Consider the following 24,001-nt stretch of genomic DNA (forward strand, 5'->3'; position numbering starts at 1 on the left):
CATGATCGGCCAGTTGCACTCCGTCGTCATCGACGCGCCGGACGCGTACGCCCTCGCCCGGTTCTACGCCGACCTGCTCGGGATGGAGGTCAGCAAGGGCTCGCCGGGCGACGACTGGGTCGTCGTCACCGGCCAGGGGTACCGGCTCGCCTTCCAGCAGGCACCGGACCTGCGGCCGCCGGACTGGCCCGACCCGGAGCGCCCCCAGCAGTTCCACCTCGACGTCCGGGTGGCCGACGTCGACGCGGCCGAGCCGGAGGTGCTCGCGCTCGGCGCCCGGAAGCTGCCCGGCGGCGGCGGCGACTTCCGCGTCTACGCCGACCCGGCCGGTCACCCGTTCTGCCTCGTGTGGGATGCCGCGTGAGCGCCGACCTGCCCGCGGTCGACCTCGCGTCGGCCAGCCGGTTCGTCGCCGCCACCGCGTTCGACGTCGGCGAGGTCAGCGGCACCCGCGTGACCGGGACGGTCCAGGTCGGACCCGAGCAGCACACTCCGTGGGGCGTCGTCCACGGCGGGCTCTACTGCGCCGTCATCGAGTCGGCCGCCAGCATCGGCGCCAGCGTGGCGGTGGCCGAGGGCGGGCAGTTCGCCGTCGGGGTCAACAACAACACCGACTTCATCCGCTCGATGACCGAGGGGCGGCTCGACGTCGTCGCCGAGCCGGTGCAGCAGGGCCGCACCCAGCAGCTCTGGCAGGTCCTGCTCACCCGCGCCGACGACGGCAAGCTCGTCGCCCGCGGTCAGGTGCGGCTGCAGAACGTGCGCCGACCCGGGGCGTGACGGCCCCCGGCCGGGTGGCGCGGGCACTGCTCGCGGCCCGGGCGGTGGCGGCCGGGCACGGGGTCCGGTCGGCGGAGCCGCGGGTGCTGCAGGACGGCGTGAACGTCGTCGTCCACCTCGCGCCGGCGCCGGTCGTCGCGCGGGTGGCGACGTTGACTCCCCTGCTGCGGCCCGCGCCGCTGCGCTCGTTCGCCCGCGAGGTCGCCGTCGCGGGTGCTCTGGCGGCGGTGGGCGCGCCGGTCGTCCCGCCGAGCGACCTGCTGCCGCCGGGGCCGCACCGGTACGCCGGGCTCGAGCTCTCCTTCTGGCGGCACGTCGAGGTGCTGCCCTCGGTGCCGTCGCCGGGTGAGGCGGCCGGAGCGCTGGTCGAGCTGCACGGCTCCCTCGCCGGCCTGCCGGTGGACGGCGCGCCGCTGGACACCCCGCTCGACGACCTGGCCCGCTTCGCCGCGCTGGGCCGCGCGTGGGGCGCTCCCCCGGCGCTGCTGGACCGTCTCGGGGGGCGGCTGGCGGAGCTGCGGCCGCGGCTGTCCGGTGAGGTGGTGCAGCTGCACGGCGACGCACACCCGGGCAACCTGCTCGCCACCCCCGACGGCTGGCGGTGGACCGACCTCGAGGACACCTGCGCCGGCCCGCGTGCCTGGGACCTCGCCTGCCTGCGCAGCACCTCCCGGCTCGACGGTCGGGCCGCGCTGGACGCGATCGGCGGCCCCTCCGACGCCGAGCTGGCGCCGTGGCTGGAGCTGCGCCGGCTGCACGCCGCCGCGTGGACGCTGGCCGCCGCCGCCGGGCACCCGGAGCTGCGGCCGGCCGCGGACGAACGGATGGCGGCCGCGCTGGGCGCGGTTCACGCGAGCGGTAGGGCCGGCTCGCGGTAGGTCGTGCCGGCGAGGGCCGGCGGCAGCACATCGGGGCCGATGACGACGGAGAACAAGGCGCGCGGGTCCTGCAGCGTGGCCGGCGGGCGGGCCGCCGCGCGGGGGACCACGCGGTCCCAGCGGGCGGGACGGCGGTGCGGCAGCAGCTCGCGCCCCTCGAACAGGTAGTCGCCGAGCACCTCCCCGACCAACAGCCCGGCGCCGTGCTCGATGGGCAGAGCGACCGGGTCGCCGGGGCGGATCTCGTCGAGGAAGGCCGAGAGCTGGCGCAGGTCCTTGGCGGGGCGGCGGCCGGAGATCTCCTTGGACAGCGCGCGCAGCTCGACTGGCGACAGCCCGGTGGCGTCGACGTCGATGCCGGACTGGGTGCCCAGCCCCACCACGCCGGCGGCCAGGCAGGCGCCGAGCTCGTTGTGCGCGCGGGGGCGGACCACCCAGACCCGCGTCCCCTCGGGCGGCGGCGCCGGCGGGACGTCGTCGGGCTCGGGCCAGACGTAGGGCAGGTCCTCGGGCTCGGCGCCGAAGCGCGGCCGGAACAGCGGCCGGTAGAAGTCCGGCTCCTTGGCCAGCAAATTCGACCGGTGCGACAGGTGCACCGCCTCGTCGCCGACCCAGGTGGGCAGCATCCCGGCGCGGACGAGCTCCTCCTGCGGCACGCCGACCACGTCGGGGGCGAACTCCGCGATCAGGGTGTGCGTGGTGTCGGCGAACCCGCGCTCCCGCCAGATCCGCACCGTGGCCAGCCCGTAGGCGACCAGCGCCGGGGTGCGGCCGCGCCACATGCGGACCACCGGGTGCGAGGTCCAGCCGTAGTCGGGGAGCTCCAGGGCGCGCAGCACCTGCAGCGTCTCGACCCGCTGCTTGCCCAGGCGGGGCGAGTCCAGGAGGCGGGCGCTCTCCTCGAAGTCGGCCACCGGCAGGAAGGTCTGCATCGACGGCCTTCCTGCCCGTCCCGGCGCGGCGTCAACCGCCCGGGTCCTCGAGGGCGGCGAGGGCGGACTCCCAGCGGGCCCGGCGCGCGGCGTCGTCCTGGTCCCACCAGGCCAGGCCACGCTCCCCCAGCCCGGTCTTGGCCAGCTGCACCCGCGCGCGGGCGGCGGCTCGCGCGGCGTCGTCCCCGGCGGTGCGGACCCCCGAGCGCGCCGCCCCCAGGTGGTGCAGCAGCCGGGCGCGGACGTCGTCGGGCAGCGCGGGGTCGGCCGCCCGCCAGCGCCGCCCGTCGACGACCAGCCAGCGGCCGTCGTCGCTGCCCGCCGGGCGGCCTCCCTGCAGGGGGCCGGCGCGAGCTCGCGAGCGCTGGGGGGCAGGGTGGTCCTTGCTCTCGCGGCTCACCCCGCGACGGTGCGGACGAGGTCGGGCAGCACCGTCCCGAGCGGGGCGTCCACCCGGACGTCGACCTTCGCGTCCCCCCGGGTCGGGCCGAGGTTGACCAGCCCGACGGGGATGCCGAGCTTCTCCGCGCGCAGCACGAACCGGTAGCCGCTCATGACCGTGAGCGAGGAGCCCAGGATCAGCAGCGCGCCGGCCTGCTCGACCACCGCGAAGCAGGTGTCCACCCGGTCGCGCGGCACCGACTCCCCGAAGAAGACGACGTCGGGCTTGAGCGGACCGCGCCCGCAGGCCGTGCAGTCGACCATGACGAACCCGTCGAGCAGCTCGTCGGGCAACTCGGCGTCGCCGTCGGGGTTGACCTCGTCGACGTGCGGCCCGAAATGCGGGTTGGCCGCCCGCAGCCGCCCGTGGAGCTCGCCGCGGTCGGCGACGTCCCCGCAAGCCAGGCAGATGGTGCGGTCCAGCCCGCCGTGCAGCTCGACGACGTCCCGGGCACCGGCCGCCTGGTGCAGCCCGTCGACGTTCTGCGTGATGACACCGGCCACGAGCCCGGCCCGCTGCAGGTCGGCGACCGCGGCGTGCCCGGCGTTGGGGCGGGCTTCGCGGATCTGCGTCCAGCCGACGAAGCTGCGCGCCCAGTAGCGGTGCCGGCCCCGCGGGTCGCGCAGGAAGGTCTGGTAGGTCATCGGCGTGTGCCGGCGCAGCGACCCCGTCGCCCCGCGGTAGTCGGGGATGCCAGAGTCGGTGGACAGACCGGCTCCCGAGAGCACGACGACGTCGCCGTCCGCCACGAGCGCGGCCAGGTCCTCGAGGGTGCCGGGGGCTGCGGCTGCCGGGTCGACGGCGGTGGGGACGGCGGTCACGCCGCCATGGTCCCCCTCGCCGGCAACCCGTGCCGCGACCTCAGGAGGGAGCGACCTCGCGGTCGAGCCGCCCCAGCAGCTCCTCGTACACCCGGCGCAGACCCTTGGGCGCGAAGGTGCGCTCGAAGAAGCCGCCGACGCCACCGGCGCCGTTCCAGGTGGTGCGCACCCGGACGGTGGTCAGCCCGGCGTCGGCGGGGTGCAGCGTCCACGTGGTCACCATCGACGAGCGGGTGTCGGTCTCGACGAGGGTGTCGGCGTCGGGCTGGCCGACCTCGACCAGCTGGTCGCGCACCCGCTTGGAGGTGGCCGCGAAGCGCCAGGCGACGCGGGTGCCCGCGCCCTGGCCGCCGGATTCGACCCGGTAGCCGCTGAACTGCTCGGGCAGCACGCGGGGGCGCACGCCCTCGTAGTCGGCGAGAGCGGACCGCACGCGGTCCACCGGCGCCCGGACGACCCGTTTGGCAGTGGCGACGACCTGACCCATGGCCCCCATCCTGCCGTCGCCCCAACAGGGACGTCGCGAGGGGACCCGGCCGCCGCTCCTCGACCAGGATGGGCGTGGCGCAACTCACGGCCACCGCGTCCGCGCACGGGGTACCACGGATGAGTGACCCCGTCGCTGTCCCTCACCCGCACCGGCTCCGGCGAGCCGCTCCTCCTGCTGCACGGCATGGGCAGCTCCCGGCGCGACTTCACCGCCATGGCGGACCTGCTCGCCGAGCGCTTCGACGTCCTCGACGTCGACCTGCCGGGCGTGGGGCGGTCCCCGGCGCTGGCGCCGCGACCCACGGTCGCCGTCCTCACGGACGCGGTCGAGGCGACCCTCGACGCGGCCGGCGTCGGACAGGTGCACGTGCTCGGTAACTCCCTCGGCGCTCGCGTCGCGCTGGAGCTCGCCGTCCGCGGCCGCGCCCGGTCGGTGGTGGCCATCGCGCCGTCGGGGCTCAACCTGCCCCGGGAGCGGGTGTTCCAGGGCGCCGGCATGGGCCTGGCCCGGGTCGTTCTGCGGACGGCGGCACCGCTGATCGAGCCGCTCTCCCGCTCGGCGGTGGGCCGGACGACGCTGCTCGCGCCGCTCAAGGCCCGCGCGTGGTCGACCTCCCCCGAGGAGGCCATCGGGGCGCGCGAGGGCTTCGCCGACTCCCGCGACTTCTGGCGCACCCTGCTGTGGGGGCTGCTGCTCGACGTCCCGCGCGGTCTGGACCGCATCGACTGCCCGGTGACCCTGGTCCAGGGCGTGGCCGACTGGGTCGCCTCCGGGCAGACCGTGCGCTACCTGCCGCTGGTGCCGCACTCCCGGTTCCAGCCGCTGCTGTGGGCCGGGCACGCGCCCCAGTCGGATCGGCCGCGGACGATCGTGCGACTGGTCGAGGACACCGCCCGCCGCGCCGGTCAACCGGCGGAGTCCTCCGCGTTCAGGTACGAGCAGCGGAACCGGGCGCCGGACATCGCCTCGGTGAAGCGCGCCTCCCAGGCCGGGTCGGCCGACGAGAAGGTCGTGTAGACGCGGTCCTCGAGGACGACCGGGAGCCCGTCGGGCCCGGCGTAGGAGCGCCGCAGCAGCACCCGCGTCACGCCGTCCACTTCGTCGTGCGCCGGTGCCCAGCGGGCGCGGGCGACCGCGTGCGCGAGCCGGGCCTGGTGCGGGCCGGCCAGCTCCCGCCGCGCGGCGCCCGGCGGGACGGCCGGACGGGTCGACCAGACGCCCAGTCCGTACAGCAGCAGGCCGGCGAGCAGCAGCAGGACCACCAGCTCGGCCAGCAGGACCACCATGGAGTGACGGTAGTTCCCCGAGGGCGCCGTGGGCAGGCACCCGGCACCGGCCAGCTAACCTCGTCCGGTACGCCCCGGTCGGCCGAGCGCCGACGAGCCCCCGTAGCTCAGGGGATAGAGCATCGGTTTCCTAAACCGTGTGTCGCAGGTTCGAATCCTGCCGGGGGCACGAGGAGACCGCAGGTCAAACGGCTGCGGCTCATCGAGCCAGGGGCACCACGACGTCCTGGGGGCACGAGGGGGGCACAACTGTCCGCTGACGGGCCTCGTCCAGGCGGTCAGCAACGGCGTCCAGCGCGTCGTCGAAGAGGTGCGAGTAGCGGTCGAGAGTCATCGCTGCGCTGGCGTGCCCGAGCATCGACTGCACGGCCTTGACGTTCGCACCCGAGGCGATGGCCAGGCTGGCGGCGGTGTGCCGCAGCTCGTGCGGCACCAGCCCCGAGAGCCCCACCGCTGTAGCTGCGCGGTCGAAGCTGCGCCGCCGGAACCCGTGCACCCGCAGCACCTCGCCGCGGGGTGAGGTGAACAACAGGTCGTTCGGGCTCTTGCTGGCCATCAGGGCTCCGATGCGCTCCTGCAGGAACCGGGGGACGGCGACCCAGCGGTCGGCGTGCGTCTTGGGCGGGCCGAAAACGGCCCGGCCGTTGACCTCGGACATGGCCTCGGCGATGTGTACGCGCCGGGCACCGGGCGCCACCCGGTCCACCCGGATGGCGGCCAACTCGCCCCAACGGATTCCCGTGTAGGCCAGCATTAGGACCACGACGCCCTCGTCGCCGCACTCCTCGGTCAGGCGGCCGACCTGCTCGTGCGACAGGTACCGCTTGTGCACCCGCGGCAGCCGAGGCAGCTCGACCCCCGACGCGGGGTTGGACGGCAGACGCCGGCCCTTGACCGCTTCGTCCAGCATCGACGTGAGCAGGTGGTACGCCTGCCGCGTGGTCGACGGGGAGGCCGTGGAGGCCATGTCGGACACCCATGCCGCGACGTCCTCGTAGGTGATGCGGTCGAGGCGGACGTCGGCCCACCGCGGCAGCACCCGGTTGTCAAGCAGCGAGCGGTAGGACACCAACGTCTTCGGCTTGAGCCGGGTCCGCCCGGCCATCCACTGCTCTGAGTAGCTGCCGACCGTGACGCGCGACCGGGACGGGTCGACGTAGCCGCCGGTCAGCAGGCTCGACTCGATGGACGTGAGGTACCGATCCGCGTCGGACTTCTTCTTGAAGGACCTCTTCCGCTGACGCCCGTCGGGCTCACGCCACCGAGCCTCGTAGGTGACCAGGTCAGGCTTCCCCTCGCGAGCTCGGACGCGCCGATAGACCTTTGCCATCTCCCTCATCTCCTCTGCGAAGCGATTCCCCCCAGCGCCACCGGTCCCATCGAGCCGCCCACAGAGATTGGGCGGCGCCAGACGCAGCCCACCGCCGGGATGCAGGACAGCGGAACCGCCGTGCCGCGCCCAGGCATCTGGTGGCGTCGAGCGAGGGGTGGACCTGAGCCCCGTCGCCCGGACTGGGGCAGCCGCGTGCCAGGACCGGATCTTCGCTGACTCCAGAGAATGCTGCAAGCAGCCAGCCATGACCGAAGTCACAAGAAATCTTGAGCGCCTTGCTGGTCTGCGTCAATAGCGACCGAGAGGCACCATTCCACCCGCACCCAAATTTGCTGAGCGGCCTGACACCCCCTCCCGGGCCCCTGACTATCGGAGGCCCACCAGGCGACTCTTGGTAATTACCGTGCAGTCTCCGCAGCCCGCCGATCCACGGCCCCGGACGGCCCTCATCGCCACCTCATACCCCTTGCGAGCAGCGCGTTCCGCACGTTCTGAGCACGAGCGACAGCCCGCCGCCCGCATACCCAGCAACTCGACGAGCCCCTCGGTCAGAGTCATGGGAGGTCACTGGCCGTAGCCGTTCCGGTGCCGTACGGTCCCATTCGTGGCCAGTCGAAGGCGAGATGAACACCACTCTGGAATGGCATTGATGAACGACAAGATGCTCACCGTCAACGACGTGGCGGAATACCTCGGAGTTCCCAAGGCGACGTTGTATGCGTGGTCCACTCGCGGACTCGGCCCCAGGCGCTACAGGGTGGGCAAGCACCTGCGCCATCGGCGGACCGACGTGGATGCCTGGCTCGAGACGCAGGCACAGGAGGCGGCGCGGTGGTGACCTCAATTCTCCCCCTGCCCGCAGCAGCCGACCGGCCCTGGGCATCGCTGGCCGCCTACGGCGTCCGCACGCCCGCCGAGGTGCTGGCCGAGGAAGGCGACCGCGACCCGTTCCTGATCGACGGGATCCTGCACTCCGGCCTGACCCTGTTGTACGGCGAGAGCGAGATTGGCAAGAGCTACCTGGTCGTCTCCCTGACCACGGCGGTGGCCCAGGGGCGAGACTGGATGGGGCACCGGACCAACGGTGGCCCGGGCAGGGCGTTGATCCTGGCCTCCGACCCCGGAGACGTCTTGGAGTACGCCCGCCGCTTCGGCGACACGGACACCGAATCCGTAGGCGTCACCCGCCCGCCGGGACCGGACGACGCTGCACAGTGGGCGGATCTCGCCGCTCGCTGCGAGGGCTCGGGTGTGCGACTGGTCGTCCTCGACAACCTGTACTCCTACGCCCCCGGCAAGGACGTCAACAAGAACGCCGAGATCGGCGTGGCCCTCTCCCGCCTGGACCACCTCATCGACCGGGGCATCGCCGTACTGCTCGTGCACCACACGCCCAAGAACGGTGGAAAGACCCCGGCCGGCGCCCACTCGATCCTGGCCAAGGCCCGACATGCCATCGCCCTGACCGCGGATTCCATGACCGTCCACGGCAACACCGTGCCCAAGACCGTGTATCCGGTCTGGCGACAGGACGGGCGCGTCGTCGGGATCGGCGAGGCCATCGTCTCGACCCCGAAGGAGAAGAAGCCCAAGCAGCCACATCAAAAACGTGCCGACCGGGCCGCCCAGGAGCGGGAAGCGCTCGCCGCGCTTCGATCCTTGCCCCAGGAGGGCAATTCCCGAAGGGGCATAGGGAAGTTCTTGATCGGAAAGGTTCATCGAATCACCACGCCGGGGGAAGGATTGGAGCTGGCGAAGTTCATGGAGAACACTGGAAGCCTTGTCTGGAGGGATGGGAAGCTCACCCTGGGTGAGAGGGCCTGATCCAACCGGGGTGGTGGTGGTTGGAACCCCCTTAACAACCCAACCACTAACTACCAACCATCCACCCCAGTAGCCCGCCCTTTCCGGGCGGGGCTACACACGTCACCCCTGGCCAAGGCAACCATGCTTAGACCAGGGAAGACATGGAAACACAGGCGGCCGACAGAGCCGCCCAGGACATTGGTCGGCCCGGGCAACGGAGCCCAGGCCACCCATCGCGAGGCACGCAAGGGCGTGCCCCCACTTCGCATTCGGCCCAGGCTCCCGCTGACGGCGCTCGCCAGGGCACATCCATCGTGCAGCCGACGGGTTCGGGCCCGTCGCAATCTTCCCTTCGGCCAGGGACCGCCTCGTGGCGGCCCTCATCAGTCGCGCCCTACAAGGCGCGCCAGCAAAGGAATCATCAGTGCAAGAATTCGACGTCCACAACCTGCGCTCCTTCGACTACGGGACCTTGGCCGGGGGAAGGTTCAAGCCACATCAGGCCGAGGGGATCGCCATCATGGCGACCACTCCGAAGACCTTGTGTGCTGATCCGACCGGCGCGGGGAAGACGGTGCAGGCAGGCGGCGTCCTCGCCGTCCTGGCCGACTGGCGGAACCTGCCGCGGGACCGGCCGGCCTTGGTCGTCACGCGGGGCCGCCACCTGGCCGCGCAGACCGCCGCTGATCTGGCCCGCTACCTCCCGGGCTGATCGTGCACAACCTTGCCAATGACTCCCGGATGACCGGACAGTCGGACGAGCGCCGGCGGGCGGCGGCGGACACCGAGGCGCACATCTTCGTCACGACGTACGCCCAGGTCCGCAGCCGCGGTCAGTACCTGACTCGCCCGTGGTTTGCCCTCGTGCTGGATGAGGCGACCGCCCTCAAGGGTGGAGGTGCCACCTGGCGGACCGTCCACGCACTGGCCGCCGGCGTCCCGCGAGTGCACGCGTTCACGGCGACCCCGTACACCAACGACCCGATCGAGACGTTCCTGATCGTGTCCTGCCTGCACCTGCCCGGACTCCCCGACCGGCAGGCCTTCGAGGACCGGTACGTGCGGTTCCGGACGTACGGGACGACCCGCAAGGCGGACGGCTGGTCCGAGGCCGTCGGGAAATTCAGTGAGTTCATGGGCCAGCACTACTTCCGCCGGGAGGACGCCCTCGCCGACCTCGACCTGCCGCAGTGCTTCGTCGAGTACACCTTCGTGCCACTGTCGCCCCTGCGGCAGCGGGCGATGAAGTCGACCGAACACATCCAAGACCCGATCGCCCGCCACCAGGCGCAGGAGAAGATCGCCCGCGGCGACGTCCACTACTCGGCCGGTGCAAAGGAGGCCGCTCGGCGCATCTGGGGCTGGTTGCGGGACGACTCGACGGTCAAGGTGCTCGTCATCGGCGAGGCGTTGTACGAGCTGGCCGCACTGGAGCAGTACCTGGGCGACATGGGGATCTCCACCGTGAAGATCACCGGTTCCAGCGAGCAAGGCGGACGCGGGGAAAGCATCGCAGCGTTCCGCGACGGCCACGACACACGTGTGCTGATCGGGTCCACGGTGCTGGAACAAGGGCTGAACCTTCAATTCTGCCGCATCCTCGTGTCCCTGGGTCTGCCCGACAACCACGCAGCGCTGGAACAGAGACAAGGGCGCATCGTGCGGCAGGGGTCCCCCTTCCCGACGGTGTGCCATGACTGATCCTCACGGACACCGAAGTCGACCACGCAGCCGTCCGCCGGGTCGAGCGCAAGGCGGCGGAGGCAGCCAAGATCCTGTAGATCTCGCCTGTCCAGGAGCACTTTTGAGGCGCCATTCACCCATCACTGCAATACAGTCTGGCGACCCCGGAAGGCAGGCCGAACACCAGGAGCCGAGACAGGCCGGGAGGCCTCAGTGCCATTTCTGCAACACCACACCGAGCCGGGGCCCACATAAGGCCGCATTTTCTTGCCAATTTGTTGCAGGCGCTGCTTGCGCCTGTTCGGCCGCCCCCCACCAGGACCTCGGGCAAGGCGACTTTAATGAAGTGCAGCTCGCAAGGTGAACTGCAGCGGTCCGTGTCGAGTCGCGTAGCGGGCCAGCGGTCGACACTCCTCAATGCAGACAGCCAGCGAGTGCCTGCGGTGCCTCGAGATGGCCACGTGGGCCCCGGATCGGAGGCCGTGGGAAAGGGCCTCCATATTGGGGTAGATCGGCGTTCAATCCTTGATAAAGGGTAGACCCACGAGGGGCCTGCAGCACCACTTCTGCGAGGGAAGCGAGATTCAATCGAGCGACCTCAATGAAGGGCGGGCCACAACAGCAAGCTCCAGGAGGCCCGCAATCGCCTCGGCGCACTGCACTGCAGTCACTACTTAACAGGCAGACGGCAGTTGTCATGGACTACAGGTCGACAACGGGGACATCTCACTAAAGTTCGACATCTCCCCAATAAAGCACTCCGACGAGAACAGGAGCAGTGTCGCAATCCCAGGCGACACTGTTCACTTCACGTGACCTGAATGAAGGGCAGTACCGTAAGCACCGCGGGCTCATGTATCCGATCGCCACGATCGCCCATCTCATACCTGAATGAAGGGTAGCCCAGGGTGACGGGCGACCAAGAGACTGCAATGCCGATCATGTCCTTCGACTCCACCAACCCTGTGATCCCTCAATAAGCATCAATCATTGCGGAAGCCTAGGAGGGAGCTCGACGAAGGGTGGCACATGGACTGCGGGCGCCCACAGTCAACCACATGTCCTCGATCGCATCCAAACTCAACGAAGGGCATCCCGAGAGGGGTCGCAGGGTGACCCGCGTTGTTTGGATCAATCGGATCCCCATACCTCGATGAAGGGCCGTATCGCGACTACTGCGCGGAAGCGAGTGCCCCTTTTCCGGCATGCGGTTATGCCCGCGTGAAGAGCAGCCTTGGAGGACTGCAGGACCTAATCGACGTAACTTCCCCGCCGTCGCCGTGATGGTTCCTCCGGGGAATGCGCAGATGGAGGCTGATGAGCCCCATCCGAGACACTTCCTCAATGAAGGAGGCCGAGAAGGGCCTGACGGAGCGACTCCTAGGCACATTTGGCACAGGGGCTAAACTTCCTTAATGAAAGCGGCCTGAGTAGAACGCAGACAGCATGGTCGTCGGTGGGTGCTGCATTCTAGTCACCGGTCCTCAATGAAGGGCAGCCCTACAAGGGCTACAAGAGTTGCCCGCAGAGGCGTCGACTCGGCAGTTTACGGCCCTCAATCAAAGGTGACTCAGACGGGGTTGCAGGAAGCTTGCGTCCAAGAACAGCCTTGGCCGAGCCGGGTCGGCGGAAGTCTACAGATTCCGCAATCATCCGTATTTCCTAGACCGCATCAAGCCTCAATGAAGGGCGGCTCGAAGCGAGCCGCCGGTGCCGACTCGGGTATGACGGTGCGAGATATTGCCGACCCGCCTCAATCAAGCGCGACCCCCGGAAGGGCTGCGGGTCGACCCGCCAGATTGCCATTAAGGCGCTGCACCATCCCTCGATCAAGGGCAGCCCAATCAAGGGCCATAGTCGGATCAACACGACCTAACGCCCCGGCGACCCCGGCCCTCAATGAAGGGCAGTCCCTTAGAAGGAGCTGCAGGTACATCACGCTACTACCTGTGCGGACCTACGACGACGGCGGGCCCAGGGTCACCCCAAGCCTTGCGACGCGGCCCGGTAGGACCCGCCGTTCCGGTGCGCTTCCAGAGCCGAAGGTGCCGACCGGCAACAGAACGAGCGCACGGACGCCCTGTTGAAGCAGCCACACCTCATCATGCTGCGCCTTGGCGCAGCCAACGTTGTCGAACAGGGCTGCATGCCCCCTGCCGGTCAGGGCCCGGCTGGCCAGTACACCTCTGAGCCGGCCCACCGTCCAACGATCGGTCCACAGTGGGACGACGACATGGTCGGCCTTCCTATCCTCATGCACCTGCGTATTCCTTGATGAGGCTAGGTACGCCGCGGTATGGCTCGGCGTGTGGATCTGGTGGGCCACAGGGACGCTTGCTAGACCCCACATCGCCACCCAAGCCAGCGCGTTGTCGGTGGGGCCGGGTGGCCGTAGGTTGCCGGCGCTACGACTGCCAGGCTCATCCTTGCCCGCCTCATCGGTCCGCGTCACACCGGTCAAACCAGCGGCCACCTCTGCTTCGGACCGGGCAGCAACAGCAGCGGCGAGTTTGCGCAGCAGGGTGCCGACGAACTCGCTGCCCTGATTGCGGGGCTGCATCTCCAAACGGCTGGCGCTATCGTCCTGTCGGGGCTTTCCGCGATTGTGATGCCACCACGACGGCTCCCCGAGCGCGGAAAGTAGCCGCAGGTCCAGTGTGGCCCGCTGCCCGGCCAGCCGGTCGACTTGCTCCTCACGGACCAGCCGCATCGCCGTCCACGCCGCGGCGTCCGGTAGTGCCTTGATCCGCGGGCTGAACAAGGCCCTGGTCCGGTCGTGCGGCTGTGCGGTCTGGATCCAGTGACTCGGCTCGATCGAACGCAAGGCCCGTTGGCGAACCGCTGCGGCAAGCTCATTCGGAGCAATGCCGTAGACAATGGCGGTAGGCGATAGTCCGCGGGTCCATCCGAGCCGGACTCCCTTGTGGACTGTGGCCGCGATGGAAGCCGCGCCCCACAGGACCGCGTGGGTGAACAGCACGTCATGTTTGGTCGGGGCAAGTTCCGTCTGCGCTTCGGCGGTCACGAGCCGGCCGCGCTGACTCGGCCGTCAGCCGCCCGAAGGAGTGCCTCGAGATAGGCCATAGCCCACACGCCGTGCTGCTCGTCGGTGTCCTCCACAAGCTGCTCCCACTCGCCCTCGTTAAACATTTCTTTGGCATCGGCGGGTAGGCCGTCGTTGGTCATGTCGAGAAGGGTCGCGGCGTTGTGCGGGAACCCGCCGCGGCCATGTCCGTGCGTTGTTCCAACGAGCCGGGCCACGAGCCTGCGGGCGGGGTCCGGTACCTGGCGCCAGACGTCCAGCACCGAGCGTTGTTCATGCCGCCAGCCCGGTGGGAGCCCGGCAGTCGACCGGGCGGCGGCGTCGCTAGAAGGTCCGCGGGTGGCGCTCTTGGCCAACAGGGGATCGCCGTCGCGGCGACCGAGCACGGCCTGAAAGCGCGGGTCGGCCTTGCCGTCGTCGTGGTGCCGCCCCGCCAGACGGAGCACGTGGATCTCCGGGTCGTCGAGGCCCAGGTGCTGCCCCAGTCCCCCCGCGGCCTCGGCGACGGCGTCGGCGTGCTGATCGAGGGGCACGGCGTCGTCGTTGGGCGTCCAGGTCTGGCGGATGTCTTCGTCGACGGCGGCTCGGCGCAGGTCGGTCAGGACAAGCAGGCTGGGCTCGCCGTCGGCGTCCGAGAACACATGCAGGGCGGTGTCCTTAACTCGCCCATGGCGCAGCAGGCCGATGGCCGCATTCCTCATGGCCTCCAGATCAGCCACCCGCTCCGGAGACGAGACACGGCTCGGCGAAGGCCTGATGAGAAGGTCAGCCAGCGCCCGGCGCTGGTCCCGGGACCAGCGCCCCGCCATGCCCGAGGGCCCTTCGCGCAGGATGGCGCGGGCTGCCTCAGGGAGCTCTCCGAATGCCGACGCCGCCTCTGCTGGCGTTTGGGACGCAGTCCGCTCGGAGTAAGGCGGCAAGCGGATGGTTCCCCACCGCAGCGCAACAGTCCCGGGACGAATGGGCTGAAGTTGGCCGTCGGCTGTGACCGCCGCGTGTTCAAGCACGTCTATAGCGGGCTGACGAGTGTCCCCGGCCACCACGACCCCCTCGATGTGGACGGGCGCGCGGGCGTCAACCACGAGGATGTCCCCGACCCGTAGGTCATCTCCCTCGGCAAGTGTCGTGATCTCGTCACCGCGCTTGAGCAGCGGCGGCCCAGCCGCTGCGCGCAGGTCGGGCAACAGCGAACGCAGTGTGCCGATCCGCACCGGAAAGACTTCGTGCGCCCGCGGTGGCAGCAGGCGCAGCAATCTCAACGCCAGCACCGGGTCATCCGGCATGCCGGCTCGGCAGATCAGCCCGACGTCCCGGTCGGCGGCCAGGTCATCGGCAAGCCATAGGTCCAGGTCGGGCTGGGCGAACGGCTCGATGCTGGTACGTGCCCAGTTCCAACTGTCAGCGAGCTCGAGCCGGCGGAGGAGTAGGCGGCGCAATTCTTGTCCGGGCGGCGCCTCGGCACGCAGTGACCATGGGGCCAACCCGTCCGGACGCTCGGCGAGCCGGTGGACCCAGGTGAGCGCCGCGGAGAGGTCACTAGGCGTGTAGGGCTCCGTTCCCTTGTCGGGGATCTTGCCCCCCTCGGGCACCGCCACGACCACGCGCGTTGCGCTCCGGTCGCCCTTGCGGTTAACCCTGCCACTGCGCTGAGCAAGGGCGGCACCCGGCGCTAGCTCAGTGACCAGCGCGGACAGGTCCAGGTCGAGGCCTACCTCGACCGTCTGCGTGGCGACCAACACATCGACGTCAGCATTGCCTGCCGTGTTGAGCAGACCGGGTCGCCGACGACGTAGGTGGTCGACATCGGCCGGGCGCATCCGCCCCACCAGCAGCTCCACCGTCAACCCGGAGTCCCGCAGTAGCCGAGCTACCGCAGTTGCAGTCGACACCCGGTTTACGACACAGCCCACTGTGGAGCCGAAGTCTGCTCGAGCCCGACGAACCTCGTCAGCGACGTGTCGGAGCGATGGAGCCGTCGATCCGAGAGGCCAGTCTTGGACGCGAAGGAGTTCGACCGGCTTGGGGTTTCGCAGACGTCGGTTGAGTACCGCATCGTCGAGGTCGTCCTCTTCCACACCCACCTCTCGGCCAATGCCGGGCTGCGGTGTTGCGCTGGTCTCGACGACCTGCAGCACCGGCACGCCCCCCGTCACGGTCGAGGCTGGGCGGCTTGCCAACTCTGCGACGCGACGCGCCGTTACGAGGAACTGGCGGGAAAGATGTGCCTCGTCGACAACCAATGCAGTGTCGAAAGCCAGCAGCCCGGCCTCCCGGGGCCATGCTCGCCACGAGGAGCCATAGCCCTGCAGCAGCAGTCGGCTGCCAATCATGTCGGGCGTGCCGGTGAGGACGGCGCACATCTCCGGCAGGTCGCGCCAGCCGCGAGGCGGCGGCGCGCCTCCTCGAAGGCGGGCGGTGACTAGCGGCGTGGCGTCAAGTTGGACGTCGACTGCGGCCCGTAGTTCAAGTCGGAGGCTCTCCAGAATAGTAGCTACGTCGCGAAGCACCCCGTCCTGGGCGCCGGCCAGCTGTGCCGCCACGTGTCGCGCGTGCTCGTGGTGGCTGTCCACCACCGATCGCCGGTCGACCACCAGGACAAGTCGACGAGGAACCCGCGGGCCTTGCCCGGCTGCTGCAAGGGCGTTGGCGAAGACATGGACATCGACGACGGCCGTCTTGCCAGCACTAGTTGGTGCCACGATCCGGTCCGGCCATCGTCCTTCGGACAGCAGGAAATCCAGGAGGCGCTCCTGCCAGGAGAATGGCCGCTGTCCGGGCCGGACGGTGGCGAAGAAGTCACCGAAATCAGTTCGCGCTACCACCCCGAATCACTCCCATCCATTGACGGGGCGAGGAGCCCACCGCCCAGATGCCGGCTCTGGCCGATACAGACCAGGGACCGTTCGTTGAGCAGACCCCCAAGAGAGAGCTGGGCGCGATAGGGCTGGATCACCCGGGTCGGATCGATGCGATGTGCATATCGGGAGAGGTCGCCGTCCATGACGCGCTGGACGGAGTACACCTTGAGACCCGCGGCTTGGACCCGCCGTGCCGTTTCCCGGTGACGGGTATCCCCGCGTCCCTGACCGACCAGCTCTGCTCGGTCGCGCAGCACGAAACCGAAGGACAGCGCCACGGCATCGGCAATCGTCCAGTCCCGGCCCAGCGGGCGGGTGTCGGGGACGGCGGCCGGGCGAACGTCGAATCGGCGTCCCGCCGGCCCGTCCAGCCAGAAGGTCCGCGCCGACCGCGCGCGGAGCGGAGTAAGAGTGCGGACCGCTCGGCCCCAGGTGACATAGGGCAGACGTCCGAAGGCCTCGCTGACCGTGGCCAGATCGGTGCTGTCCGCGCCGGTCGGCAGCAGGACAGCCAGTACTGCCCCCTGATGGGCGATGCCAGCGGCGCGGACGGCATTCGGCGTCAGAATCTGGATGGCCACCCGGTTGGCCGGCCGTGGGACACCCGGGAGGTAGGTGCCGGTGAGCACTGCTGGTGCTCCGTCACCGACGATGGCGATGAGAGCCCGGTGGACGGCGATGGCCCAGCCGACGTGGTCGGCGGGACGGACTCGATCTTGTGTTCCGCCGAACCCGGCGAGCAGAACCGTGGACCATGGCCCCTCTGGTTCCTCGGCGCGGGACAGGCTAACGAACCGGGCGGCTTGCCGGCCGGCGTCGATGTAGGTCGTCGAGCGGGGGACCTCGCTGGTGGAAAACCTGTCCGCCGCGATCCTTGGAGTGCTGCGCCGGGCTGCAAATGCGTCGATGAGCGCCTCGGTACGGCCGTCCGCCGCGATGTCGACGTCGAGACCCTTCTCCGTCATGAACAGGTCGGCGTTTGGGTCACGACGGTGGGTTGGGTATGCCGTGCCGACCCGCATGCGCACAGGGGTATCGGCGGTACCGAGGTGGGCGACGTCGCGGCACAGGGCATCCAGGCTCTCCTGGATGGCGGGCGACGGCCGGTCCGCCCAGGTCCATGCGAAGGCGCCATCAACCGCGATGAGACCGACTACGTCCCGGGGGACGACCTTGTCCTTGGGGCCACGGCCACCCTCCTTCACCAGCGTCCCTTCACGCCGATAGCCGTAGACGGTCGTTCGCACCTGAGCTGTGTTCGGCACCGCCACGCCGTCCGGCGGGTGCTGCTCTAGCCACTTGAGCGTCTCGAGATCATCATCGTTAGGGCGCAGCTCGTCGCCGTCAGTCATCGCGCGAGTGCCGGTCGCCGCCGCGCAGAGCAGCGCGGCATGTAGTCGCGCCGGTGATGGCACGGGGTCAAGATGCCCGCCCGGCGTGCGGGCCCGATAGGCACCGAGCGGCAATTCGGCGATGACCGCGAACTCTCTCACGACGCCTCGTCATCCTCCGCTACAGCGCCCCGCACGACGTCCGGATGGCCGGTCACGGACAGTGCCACCCCTGACCAGGTCACACCGGCCTGCTGCTCCGCCTCCCGCAGAGCTGCTTCGAGCAGTGCATCGGCGGCCGCGATGTCCGGCGCGGTTAGAACAAGAGCCTCGCCGCCGCGCTGGTCGAGGGTCATGGTGGCGGCTCCGTCCTCGACGAGGTCGCAGTTAGCCCGCAGGTACAGCTCGGCGTCGCTACGCGCGAGGCCGTCCAAGGCGAGCGCCGCGAGGAGCGCCCGACAGGCGGCGTCGCCGTTAGGTCCGGCGCCGAAGCGCATTTGTCGCAGGGCGGCGAAGGAGAGGACGTGGGTGCGAAGGATCGGGTCACAGGCCACGCCACCAAGCGCAGACAGAGCCGGGGGTATGCCACCGAAGCCGAGCTCCGCGGCAGTAACGGGGGCGTCCTGCGCCTTTCTTCCCTGCTCAACCATCTTGTTGTAGGTCTTGGTGCTGAGCTCGTCCCGCTGCGCCTCCGCCATCTGCGCGAGTGCCGTCCCGGGCACCCTCATCTGCATCCCGACGGGGTCAATGCGGGCACCTCCCCGGCGACCTTCCGCTGGGACGCCGTGCCCGCCTGCTCCGCCGCCCGGAACGAAGCCGACGATCTCTCCAACAAGGGCGCTACGCCATCGGGCCTGCCGCGACTTCCGGCTGGCGTCCCAGCCGCCCAGCACCAGTGTCACTGGGCTAACGTTGAGTAGTGCACGGGCGTTGGCTGGGCCGGCGTCCCGAACGGCCCGGTAGGTAGGGGTTTGCGTGGTCGGGACACCGTCCACCGTCCCGGCTCTGATGTGGGCATCGAAGACCCGGTGCGGGAGTGTCAGGTCAGTGAAGCCCCGGACGTCCTGGCCGTCCCGGTAGGTGACCTGGACATGCGGTATTCGGGACAGCAGCGAGTGACCGTCTACCCGCGCCTGCTCCAGTTGAGCCTCGAGCCGGTTGAGCTGCGACTGCTTCGAGTCGATCAGCACGGTGTGGCGGGGTTCCCCGCCAAGGAACCGCCGCTCGTACACGTAGACGGACTTCGCGTCGCTCCCCTTGCCTTGCAAATACTTCGCTGGCGCGACAGCGGTGTGCAGTCCGCCGGCCGGACGCAGACGCGTGGTTGAGGAGAGACAGCTGGGACCACCCGTCGAGCAGGCGGTGAGCAGCAGGTCCAGGTCGATGGTCGTCACGGCGCGGGACCGTAACGGCAGGCTACGACAGGACCAGGGAGGACGGGGCACCCGTCGGATGGCACCGGTCCGCCGCACGGGATGTGGCGCCAAACCGCTGTAACCATGCAACCAAGTAGGCAACCAAGTAGGCGCAAGCGAAGTACCCCGGTGAATGACGATGACACCCGTCTGCGAATAGGCCTGTGACGTAACTGCTGCCGTCTCCGGCTTTGACTGGCACTCGCCCGACGTAGGCTCGATCTGCCACGGCTTCTTGCCGATGGGCTTGACCCGAGGCCAGCCCATCCCGAGAGCAACCAGCACCCAAGGGAAGGCATGGCGGTCTTGGGCTTGGAGAACCGGCTCACTGGCGGGCAGCTCGCCGCGCTCGCGCCCGGAGCACGACGAGGCGATCCACCGGCTGCGCTGCGACGCACTCGCGCTGGCCGGCTCCCCCTGAAGGCGCCCGCTGTCCCTGCACGGCCCACTAAGGGTCACGCGGTCAGTCCCCGGCTGGCGGCCCACGTCGCTGAATGATTATGAAGGTGTGAGGAGGCGGAAATCCCTGGCTTCAGCGTCCGGGAGCGTCGGTGTATCCTCGCCGGGCTCACCGCCTGGGTCCTTATTGGAAGCTTTGTCGATGAGCTTCGCGATCCACCCTTTGACCTAGCCCGGTTCCTCCTCCGCTTGGTCCTCGGTGGCCTACTGGAAATTGTCCTTATCTGGCTTGTTACAGGGCCGTTCATACGGCCGGGCGACGATACGCTGCGCCGTCCCTAAGGCCGCCGTTGAAGTCAGCCATCCTGGTGTCTGAGCGGCCCACTCAGCCTGCGTCGGTCGGCCATTAGGCACCTTCGCTTGATCCCCTGGTCTTCCGTTGCGCCGCGGGGCAAAGTCTCTTGGACTGCGCCTAAGCATTTTCCTGCCCGCAAGCAGCCAAGGTCTGCAACAAGAACTTCGCGCTCGCTACCTGTCGATCGTATGGTCCACCGGATGACGAAAGAACATCGAGCGCACGGCGAGCCAGTGTCGCGGCCTGCCTTGCATCGCCTAGCTCTCGGTGAAGTTGGGCCAGGATGGTTAAATCGTTGACGATCCAGACATGATCAGCGCCGTAAGTCCTCTCGTCCAACGTGAGAGCCCGCTCAGCCATCGATAGCGCCTCTGTCGTGTGTCCTAGGTCGTGGTGGATTCCCGCTAGAATGGTCAAGTCGATGCCTACGTACGGGTGATCCCGCCCGTAGGTTGCCTCATGGATAAACAATGAGCGCTCGGCAGTCTCGAGTGCCTCACGTGGATTTCCGGACTCTCGCAAGATACGGGCAAGAATATTCAGGTCGTTGCCCACCCATGGGTGCTCAGGTCCGCACATTGCTTCGTGGATGATTGAGGCTCGATAGGCAAGCCAGAGTGCCGAAATATGGTTGCCCATGGTCAAATGGATCTGCGAGAGGGTGATAAGGTCGTTTGCCACCCATGGATGGTTGATACCATGCGCCGCTATATGGATAGTGAGAGCCCGGGTTGCTAAAGGCAGCGCGCCTACAGCGTCCCCGAGATCGCGGACAATCCGGGCAAGAGTATTCAAGTCATCGCCTACGGACGGGTGGTCAAGCCCGCACTGCGCCTGATGAATGGCCACCGCACGCTCCGCCAAGGGGAGCGCGGCGGTGAGGTTGCCCAGCTGGCGGAAGTACCTGGCCGCCAGTTGCAGCAATTGTCCAACGTCTGCCGCCGTTTCGGCGGAAGGTCCGGTCTGGGTAACAGTTAGCACATGAGGAAGTAGTTGAGCCCAAAGCGTCCCTACTTCAGGGTCAGACTCAATATCCTGGGGAAGGTGAGCGGTGAGTAGTCTCAGGGCCAACTGCTCATTCTGATTTCTGACGTGCAAGGGCATGGCGGCCCGTACGGCTGACTGGGTCAGGCGGTGCTCTACAATCTGGCTCCCCTCTCGACGGATCAAGCTGAGGTCCGCGAGCCTTCCGACCGCATTAACCCACAGGATTGGATCAGAGACGGTCCCCCGAAGGGGCTCCTTTAAGAGTGCGACCCGTCCGATGAAAAGGTCAAGCGGAATCGGTTCGGGTGCTAGCACCGAACATAGCTCCAAGAGTTGAATGGTCGGTTGTTCATCAATCAGACGGTTCCGAGCCACGGTCCACAGTGTCGACACAACGTGCTGCGCACCGTGAGCTAAACCAAGCTCGAGCATAGCGTCAAGCTTCGTCGAGATGAGCTCCAAGTAGGCTTCTGGCGGAGTGTTGGAGTAGTCCAGATAGGCGGCGGCCTGGCTGACGGCCAAAGGTAAGTCGCCGAGGACATCGCCTATTCGGTCGGAAGTACGCGCTGTCATATCCGGAATCCGGTCCGTCAACAGCGCAATCGACTCCTGACGACTGAAGACGTCCACGCTCATTGTTCCCCCACGAGATGCCCAGCCACCACGGCGAGTTGTAACAATCACGTGGCCATTCTCGGCTGCAGAGCCAGTGGGGAGGAAACCAACTACGTCCGCAGGCCGCTCGGCATTGTCAAAGATGAGAAGCCAGGGCAGCTTTTCGGCGAGCAGTCCGTATACGACGTCGGCGGCCCTTTGAGGTGCAACATCCGGTCGGCCGAGCTCAGCAGCCAATGTTTGGAACTGTACCGGGATAAGAGCCCCCCGTTCAGCGTCCAGCACACCAACCAGCTTGTACTCGTGCAAATATCGATAAGCGTACTCAACTGCTAGTTCAGTCTTCCCGACTCCCGCCATCCCGTGTATAGCCTGCACTGTGTGAGCCCGCGGATCAGTTAAGCGCCTCCGAAGCTGTCCCAATTCGCGGTTCCGCCCGGTAAAGCGTGGGTTCCGGGCCGGCAACTGAAAGGCCTGGGTCTCTCTCCGCTCGCGTTGGAGTTCCGTCGGCCCTTGATCATGTTGCTTCGACGCGTCGTCATCTGGCCTACCCGGCCACATGGCGAAGAATGCCAGTGGCAGCAGTGCGAGTAGAGTTATCCACGGATAGCGGCGGACTAAGTCCAGCGGTCCGGGCCACCTGGTCGCGCTTGAGGCTGCATTGAAAGCGAGGCTGCCGATGAACAGTACGAGAACGCCCACCATCACCGTTGCGGCTACTCTGGCTCTCTTCCTCGCCATCATGCTCCGACGGTTAGGCGGCCAAGTTCGCTGTGACTGAGCTAGGCTATCATGTCTGCTGGTCTCGATTGGTCCTTTGCTTATCCGGCCGCCACCACGGCTGACGCCCTTAGCAGTCTTGACTGCCGCTGGCACGGCGATACGTCTGGGGGCTGACATGCGGGTGCTGATAACGACACTTCCGGCTGTCGGGCACTTTCATCCGTTGGTTCCGATTGCCCGAGCCCTCGTCCTAGCGGGGCACGAGGTGCTTGTCGCGGCATCCGCGAGTTTTCAGTCGTACATTAGCGCGGCCGGTCTAGTGGGGATAAGTGCGGGTCCAGATTGGCTAGCGTCGGAGCCGTTAGTGCGAAGAACCTTCCCGGAAATCGGAGCTTCGGTCGATGCCGCAGCCCAGCGCTACGTCATGAGCCACATCTTCTGCGGCGTCCATGCGCGGGCGATGATGAAGGACATCCTAGACATGGCCGAGAACTGGTTGCCTGACATCATCATGCGTGAGGTGTGGGAGTTCGGCGGGCTCCTTGCTGCCCGGGTGTTGAAAATCCCCTGCGTGCTCCATGGCATTGGGCAGTGGCGCAATAATGAAGATATCTATGACATTGGAGGAGGAGAGCTGGAAGATTTATGCGACGCGGTGCATCTGCGAAGGCAGAATCTATCATTGGGCGACAGGGACTTGTACATTGATCCGTGTCCTCCATCGCTTCAACTGCCGACGCGCCGCCCGTATCCCACGTTGTCGCACGGGATACGTCCGATTGCCCCCGACGAAGTCTCTCCTGGGGCGACTGTGCCTGTGTGGAGGTGGGGAGCAAGCGAGCGGCCGGTGGTTTACGTCAGTCTAGGTACTGTGATGAACCATCGTGCTGGCATACTGGAGACGATTGTCGCGGGTCTGCATTCAGTGGTGGCAGACGTTGCAGTTAGTGTTGGCCCGGGGCGCAGTCCGGACGAATTGGGGACGCAACCGCCCCACGTCCATGTTGATTCGTATGTGCCATTTTCACACCTGGCGGAAAAGGCGGCCTTGGTAATTTGCCACGGCGGTTGGAGCACGGTGATAGGCGCTCTGGCAAAAGGAGTGCCGGTTGTGTGTGTGCCTATGGCGGCAGACAACTTTTCCAACGCGCGGTCATGCGAGGCGACCGGGGTAGGCTTGACGGTCCGCCCCGAGGAACTGACCTCGCAGGCCATACGTTCGGCGGCCGAGGAGGTTTTAGGCGAGGAGAACTTTCGAAGGGCGGCTCGACGCATTCGGGCTGAGATCGCTGGCATGCCCATGCCCTGGCAGGCAGCTGCTGCTGTCGGGGCCCTGAAAGGGCTTTAGCGGATGTCCGGGGTGGCCGTGAGCTTGGGCGTCGGAGACGCCGCATATGGTGCCGACGACGCCGTACTCCAACCCATGGACAGAACCGAGGGTGGGCGTGCGACGTCTGGCTTTAACTCATGGCAGCTCGCCAATATCGCCTTGCAGATTGCAGCGCTCAGGCAGTCGCAGTGCGAGAGGCCGGCCAGCAGAGTGGCGACGCCGACCGCTGCCCCTTAGGCCGCCCTCAGGGGCACGGGTCGACCGACGCGGGCGAGGCGCTCCCCTACGCTATCCGGCGAGGGTGCGTGCCTCGGCGAAGCCTCGTCGTGGTGCCACCATGGTGGGCGGAGCGCTGATGACTACCGCCTGGGGGACGCGGTCCACTGCCCCGACGGACCCCCATGGCGGCGCACTTGTAGCCTTCCTCTACTTCTTCCCTTATGGTCTTGTACCCGTCCCTGCCGGGGGCACGTGTGGTCGGCCGGGGCTTCACG

Annotated in this window: 20 protein-coding genes and 1 tRNA gene; 10 read left to right on the plus strand and 11 right to left on the minus strand. The window is 68.1% G+C overall.

Annotated features, from left to right (window positions below):
• The first annotated feature begins 1 nt into the window (after nt 1).
• From BLW63_RS08510 to BLW63_RS08520, 3 genes are read left to right on the plus strand one after another with little or no spacing between them, the layout of a single operon-like run.
• Complete coding sequence (locus BLW63_RS08510; protein WP_091153698.1) at nt 2–364, plus strand: VOC family protein; 363 nt, start codon at nt 2–4, stop codon at nt 362–364.
• Nucleotides 361–780, plus strand: a complete 420-nt coding sequence (locus BLW63_RS08515; protein ID WP_091153702.1) for a PaaI family thioesterase — start codon at nt 361–363, stop codon at nt 778–780. Before BLW63_RS08510 ends, BLW63_RS08515 begins: the two co-directional genes overlap by 4 nt.
• A complete protein-coding gene (locus tag BLW63_RS08520) occupies nt 777–1,658 on the plus strand; it encodes a phosphotransferase family protein (protein WP_091153705.1) in 882 nt (293 codons plus the stop codon). The genes BLW63_RS08515 and BLW63_RS08520 overlap by 4 nt, the downstream gene beginning before the upstream one ends.
• Here BLW63_RS08520 and BLW63_RS08525 read toward each other — a convergent pair.
• From BLW63_RS08525 to BLW63_RS08540, 4 genes are read right to left on the minus strand one after another with little or no spacing between them, the layout of a single operon-like run.
• Nucleotides 1,628–2,590: an MSMEG_6728 family protein gene (locus tag BLW63_RS08525; protein WP_091153710.1), complete on the minus strand. Its 963-nt coding sequence runs from the start codon at nt 2,588–2,590 to the stop codon at nt 1,628–1,630. The genes BLW63_RS08520 and BLW63_RS08525 overlap by 31 nt on opposite strands.
• Before the next feature lie 31 nt (nt 2,591–2,621).
• On the minus strand, nt 2,622–2,990 hold the full coding sequence (locus BLW63_RS08530) for a biopolymer transporter Tol (protein ID WP_244522447.1): 369 nt from the start codon (nt 2,988–2,990) through the stop codon (nt 2,622–2,624).
• Nucleotides 2,987–3,853 carry an NAD-dependent protein deacetylase gene (locus BLW63_RS08535; protein ID WP_091153717.1) on the minus strand — a complete coding sequence of 289 codons (867 nt, stop codon included), beginning with the start codon at nt 3,851–3,853 and terminating at the stop codon, nt 2,987–2,989. Before BLW63_RS08535 ends, BLW63_RS08530 begins: the two co-directional genes overlap by 4 nt.
• A 40-nt stretch (nt 3,854–3,893) precedes the next feature.
• On the minus strand, nt 3,894–4,340 hold the full coding sequence (locus BLW63_RS08540) for an SRPBCC family protein (protein ID WP_091153721.1): 447 nt from the start codon (nt 4,338–4,340) through the stop codon (nt 3,894–3,896).
• Nucleotides 4,341–4,463: 123 nt separating this feature from the next.
• Here BLW63_RS08540 and BLW63_RS08545 point away from each other — a divergent pair, with 123 nt between their 5' ends.
• Complete coding sequence (locus tag BLW63_RS08545) at nt 4,464–5,360, plus strand: alpha/beta fold hydrolase (RefSeq protein ID WP_211517053.1); 897 nt, start codon at nt 4,464–4,466, stop codon at nt 5,358–5,360.
• Here the strand turns inward: BLW63_RS08545 and BLW63_RS08550 are convergent.
• Nucleotides 5,249–5,629 carry a hypothetical protein gene (locus tag BLW63_RS08550; RefSeq protein WP_091153724.1) on the minus strand — a complete coding sequence of 127 codons (381 nt, stop codon included), beginning with the start codon at nt 5,627–5,629 and terminating at the stop codon, nt 5,249–5,251. The genes BLW63_RS08545 and BLW63_RS08550 overlap by 112 nt on opposite strands.
• Before the next feature lie 96 nt (nt 5,630–5,725).
• On the opposite strand from BLW63_RS08550, the gene BLW63_RS08555 reads away from it, so the two are divergent.
• Nucleotides 5,726–5,798 (plus strand) — tRNA-Arg (locus tag BLW63_RS08555).
• A 30-nt stretch (nt 5,799–5,828) separates the two neighbouring features.
• Here BLW63_RS08555 and BLW63_RS08560 read toward each other — a convergent pair.
• Entirely contained in the window at nt 5,829–6,959 is a 1,131-nt protein-coding gene (locus BLW63_RS08560; RefSeq protein WP_170856703.1) for a tyrosine-type recombinase/integrase, read from the minus strand.
• 652 nt (nt 6,960–7,611) lie between these two features.
• Here BLW63_RS08560 and BLW63_RS08565 point away from each other — a divergent pair.
• The 4 genes from BLW63_RS08565 (at nt 7,612) to BLW63_RS08580 (ending at nt 10,469) form a co-directional block, all read left to right on the plus strand.
• Entirely contained in the window at nt 7,612–7,800 is a 189-nt protein-coding gene (locus BLW63_RS08565; RefSeq protein ID WP_091154788.1) for a helix-turn-helix transcriptional regulator, read from the plus strand.
• Entirely contained in the window at nt 7,797–8,786 is a 990-nt protein-coding gene (locus tag BLW63_RS08570) for an AAA family ATPase (protein WP_170856704.1), read from the plus strand. Before BLW63_RS08565 ends, BLW63_RS08570 begins: the two co-directional genes overlap by 4 nt.
• Before the next feature lie 406 nt (nt 8,787–9,192).
• On the plus strand, nt 9,193–9,480 hold the full coding sequence (locus tag BLW63_RS08575) for a DEAD/DEAH box helicase family protein (RefSeq protein WP_091153736.1): 288 nt from the start codon (nt 9,193–9,195) through the stop codon (nt 9,478–9,480).
• 29 nt (nt 9,481–9,509) lie between these two features.
• Nucleotides 9,510–10,469, plus strand: coding sequence for a helicase-related protein (locus BLW63_RS08580; protein ID WP_091153740.1), 960 nt, complete (start codon nt 9,510–9,512; stop codon nt 10,467–10,469).
• A gap of 1,939 nt (nt 10,470–12,408) precedes the next feature.
• Here the strand turns inward: BLW63_RS08580 and BLW63_RS08585 are convergent.
• From BLW63_RS08585 to fxsT, 5 genes are all read right to left on the minus strand, one after another.
• Nucleotides 12,409–13,476 (minus strand): hypothetical protein, encoded by a 1,068-nt coding sequence (locus BLW63_RS08585; RefSeq protein WP_091153743.1) that lies wholly within the window; start codon nt 13,474–13,476, stop codon nt 12,409–12,411.
• Nucleotides 13,473–16,316 (minus strand): type I-G CRISPR-associated helicase/endonuclease Cas3g, encoded by a 2,844-nt coding sequence (cas3g, locus tag BLW63_RS08590; protein WP_091153746.1) that lies wholly within the window; start codon nt 16,314–16,316, stop codon nt 13,473–13,475. Before cas3g ends, BLW63_RS08585 begins: the two co-directional genes overlap by 4 nt.
• Nucleotides 16,310–17,845, minus strand: a complete 1,536-nt coding sequence (csb2, locus tag BLW63_RS08595) for a type I-G CRISPR-associated protein Csb2 (protein ID WP_091153750.1) — start codon at nt 17,843–17,845, stop codon at nt 16,310–16,312. The genes cas3g and csb2 overlap by 7 nt, the downstream gene beginning before the upstream one ends.
• On the minus strand, nt 17,842–19,077 hold the full coding sequence (gene cas7g, locus BLW63_RS08600) for a type I-G CRISPR-associated RAMP protein Csb1/Cas7g (protein WP_091153755.1): 1,236 nt from the start codon (nt 19,075–19,077) through the stop codon (nt 17,842–17,844). The genes csb2 and cas7g overlap by 4 nt, the downstream gene beginning before the upstream one ends.
• An 892-nt stretch (nt 19,078–19,969) precedes the next feature.
• Nucleotides 19,970–22,354, minus strand: a complete 2,385-nt coding sequence (gene fxsT, locus BLW63_RS08605) for an FxSxx-COOH system tetratricopeptide repeat protein (protein ID WP_091153759.1) — start codon at nt 22,352–22,354, stop codon at nt 19,970–19,972.
• On the opposite strand from fxsT, the gene BLW63_RS08610 reads away from it, so the two are divergent.
• Nucleotides 22,353–23,525 carry a glycosyltransferase gene (locus BLW63_RS08610; protein ID WP_091153762.1) on the plus strand — a complete coding sequence of 391 codons (1,173 nt, stop codon included), beginning with the start codon at nt 22,353–22,355 and terminating at the stop codon, nt 23,523–23,525. The genes fxsT and BLW63_RS08610 overlap by 2 nt on opposite strands.
• Nucleotides 23,526–24,001: the final 476 nt, after the last annotated feature.

It is taken from the genome of Geodermatophilus africanus (assembly GCF_900107105.1).
Lineage (GTDB): Bacteria > Actinomycetota > Actinomycetes > Mycobacteriales > Geodermatophilaceae > Geodermatophilus > Geodermatophilus africanus.

Bases quoted from the DNA above. Each gene is read 5' to 3' on its own strand.
- BLW63_RS08565 (WP_091154788.1), top strand. From the start codon at position 7,612: ATGAACGACAAGATGCTCACCGTCAACGACGTGGCGGAATACCTCGGA.
- fxsT (WP_091153759.1), bottom strand. From the start codon at position 22,354: ATGTCAGCCCCCAGACGTATCGCCGTGCCAGCGGCAGTCAAGACTGCT.
- BLW63_RS08550 (WP_091153724.1), bottom strand. From the start codon at position 5,629: ATGGTGGTCCTGCTGGCCGAGCTGGTGGTCCTGCTGCTGCTCGCCGGC.
- BLW63_RS08560 (WP_170856703.1), bottom strand. From the start codon at position 6,959: ATGGCAAAGGTCTATCGGCGCGTCCGAGCTCGCGAGGGGAAGCCTGAC.
- BLW63_RS08610 (WP_091153762.1), top strand. From the start codon at position 22,353: ATGCGGGTGCTGATAACGACACTTCCGGCTGTCGGGCACTTTCATCCG.
- BLW63_RS08580 (WP_091153740.1), top strand. From the start codon at position 9,510: ATGACCGGACAGTCGGACGAGCGCCGGCGGGCGGCGGCGGACACCGAG.
- BLW63_RS08510 (WP_091153698.1), top strand. From the start codon at position 2: ATGATCGGCCAGTTGCACTCCGTCGTCATCGACGCGCCGGACGCGTAC.
- BLW63_RS08540 (WP_091153721.1), bottom strand. From the start codon at position 4,340: ATGGGTCAGGTCGTCGCCACTGCCAAACGGGTCGTCCGGGCGCCGGTG.
- BLW63_RS08525 (WP_091153710.1), bottom strand. From the start codon at position 2,590: ATGCAGACCTTCCTGCCGGTGGCCGACTTCGAGGAGAGCGCCCGCCTC.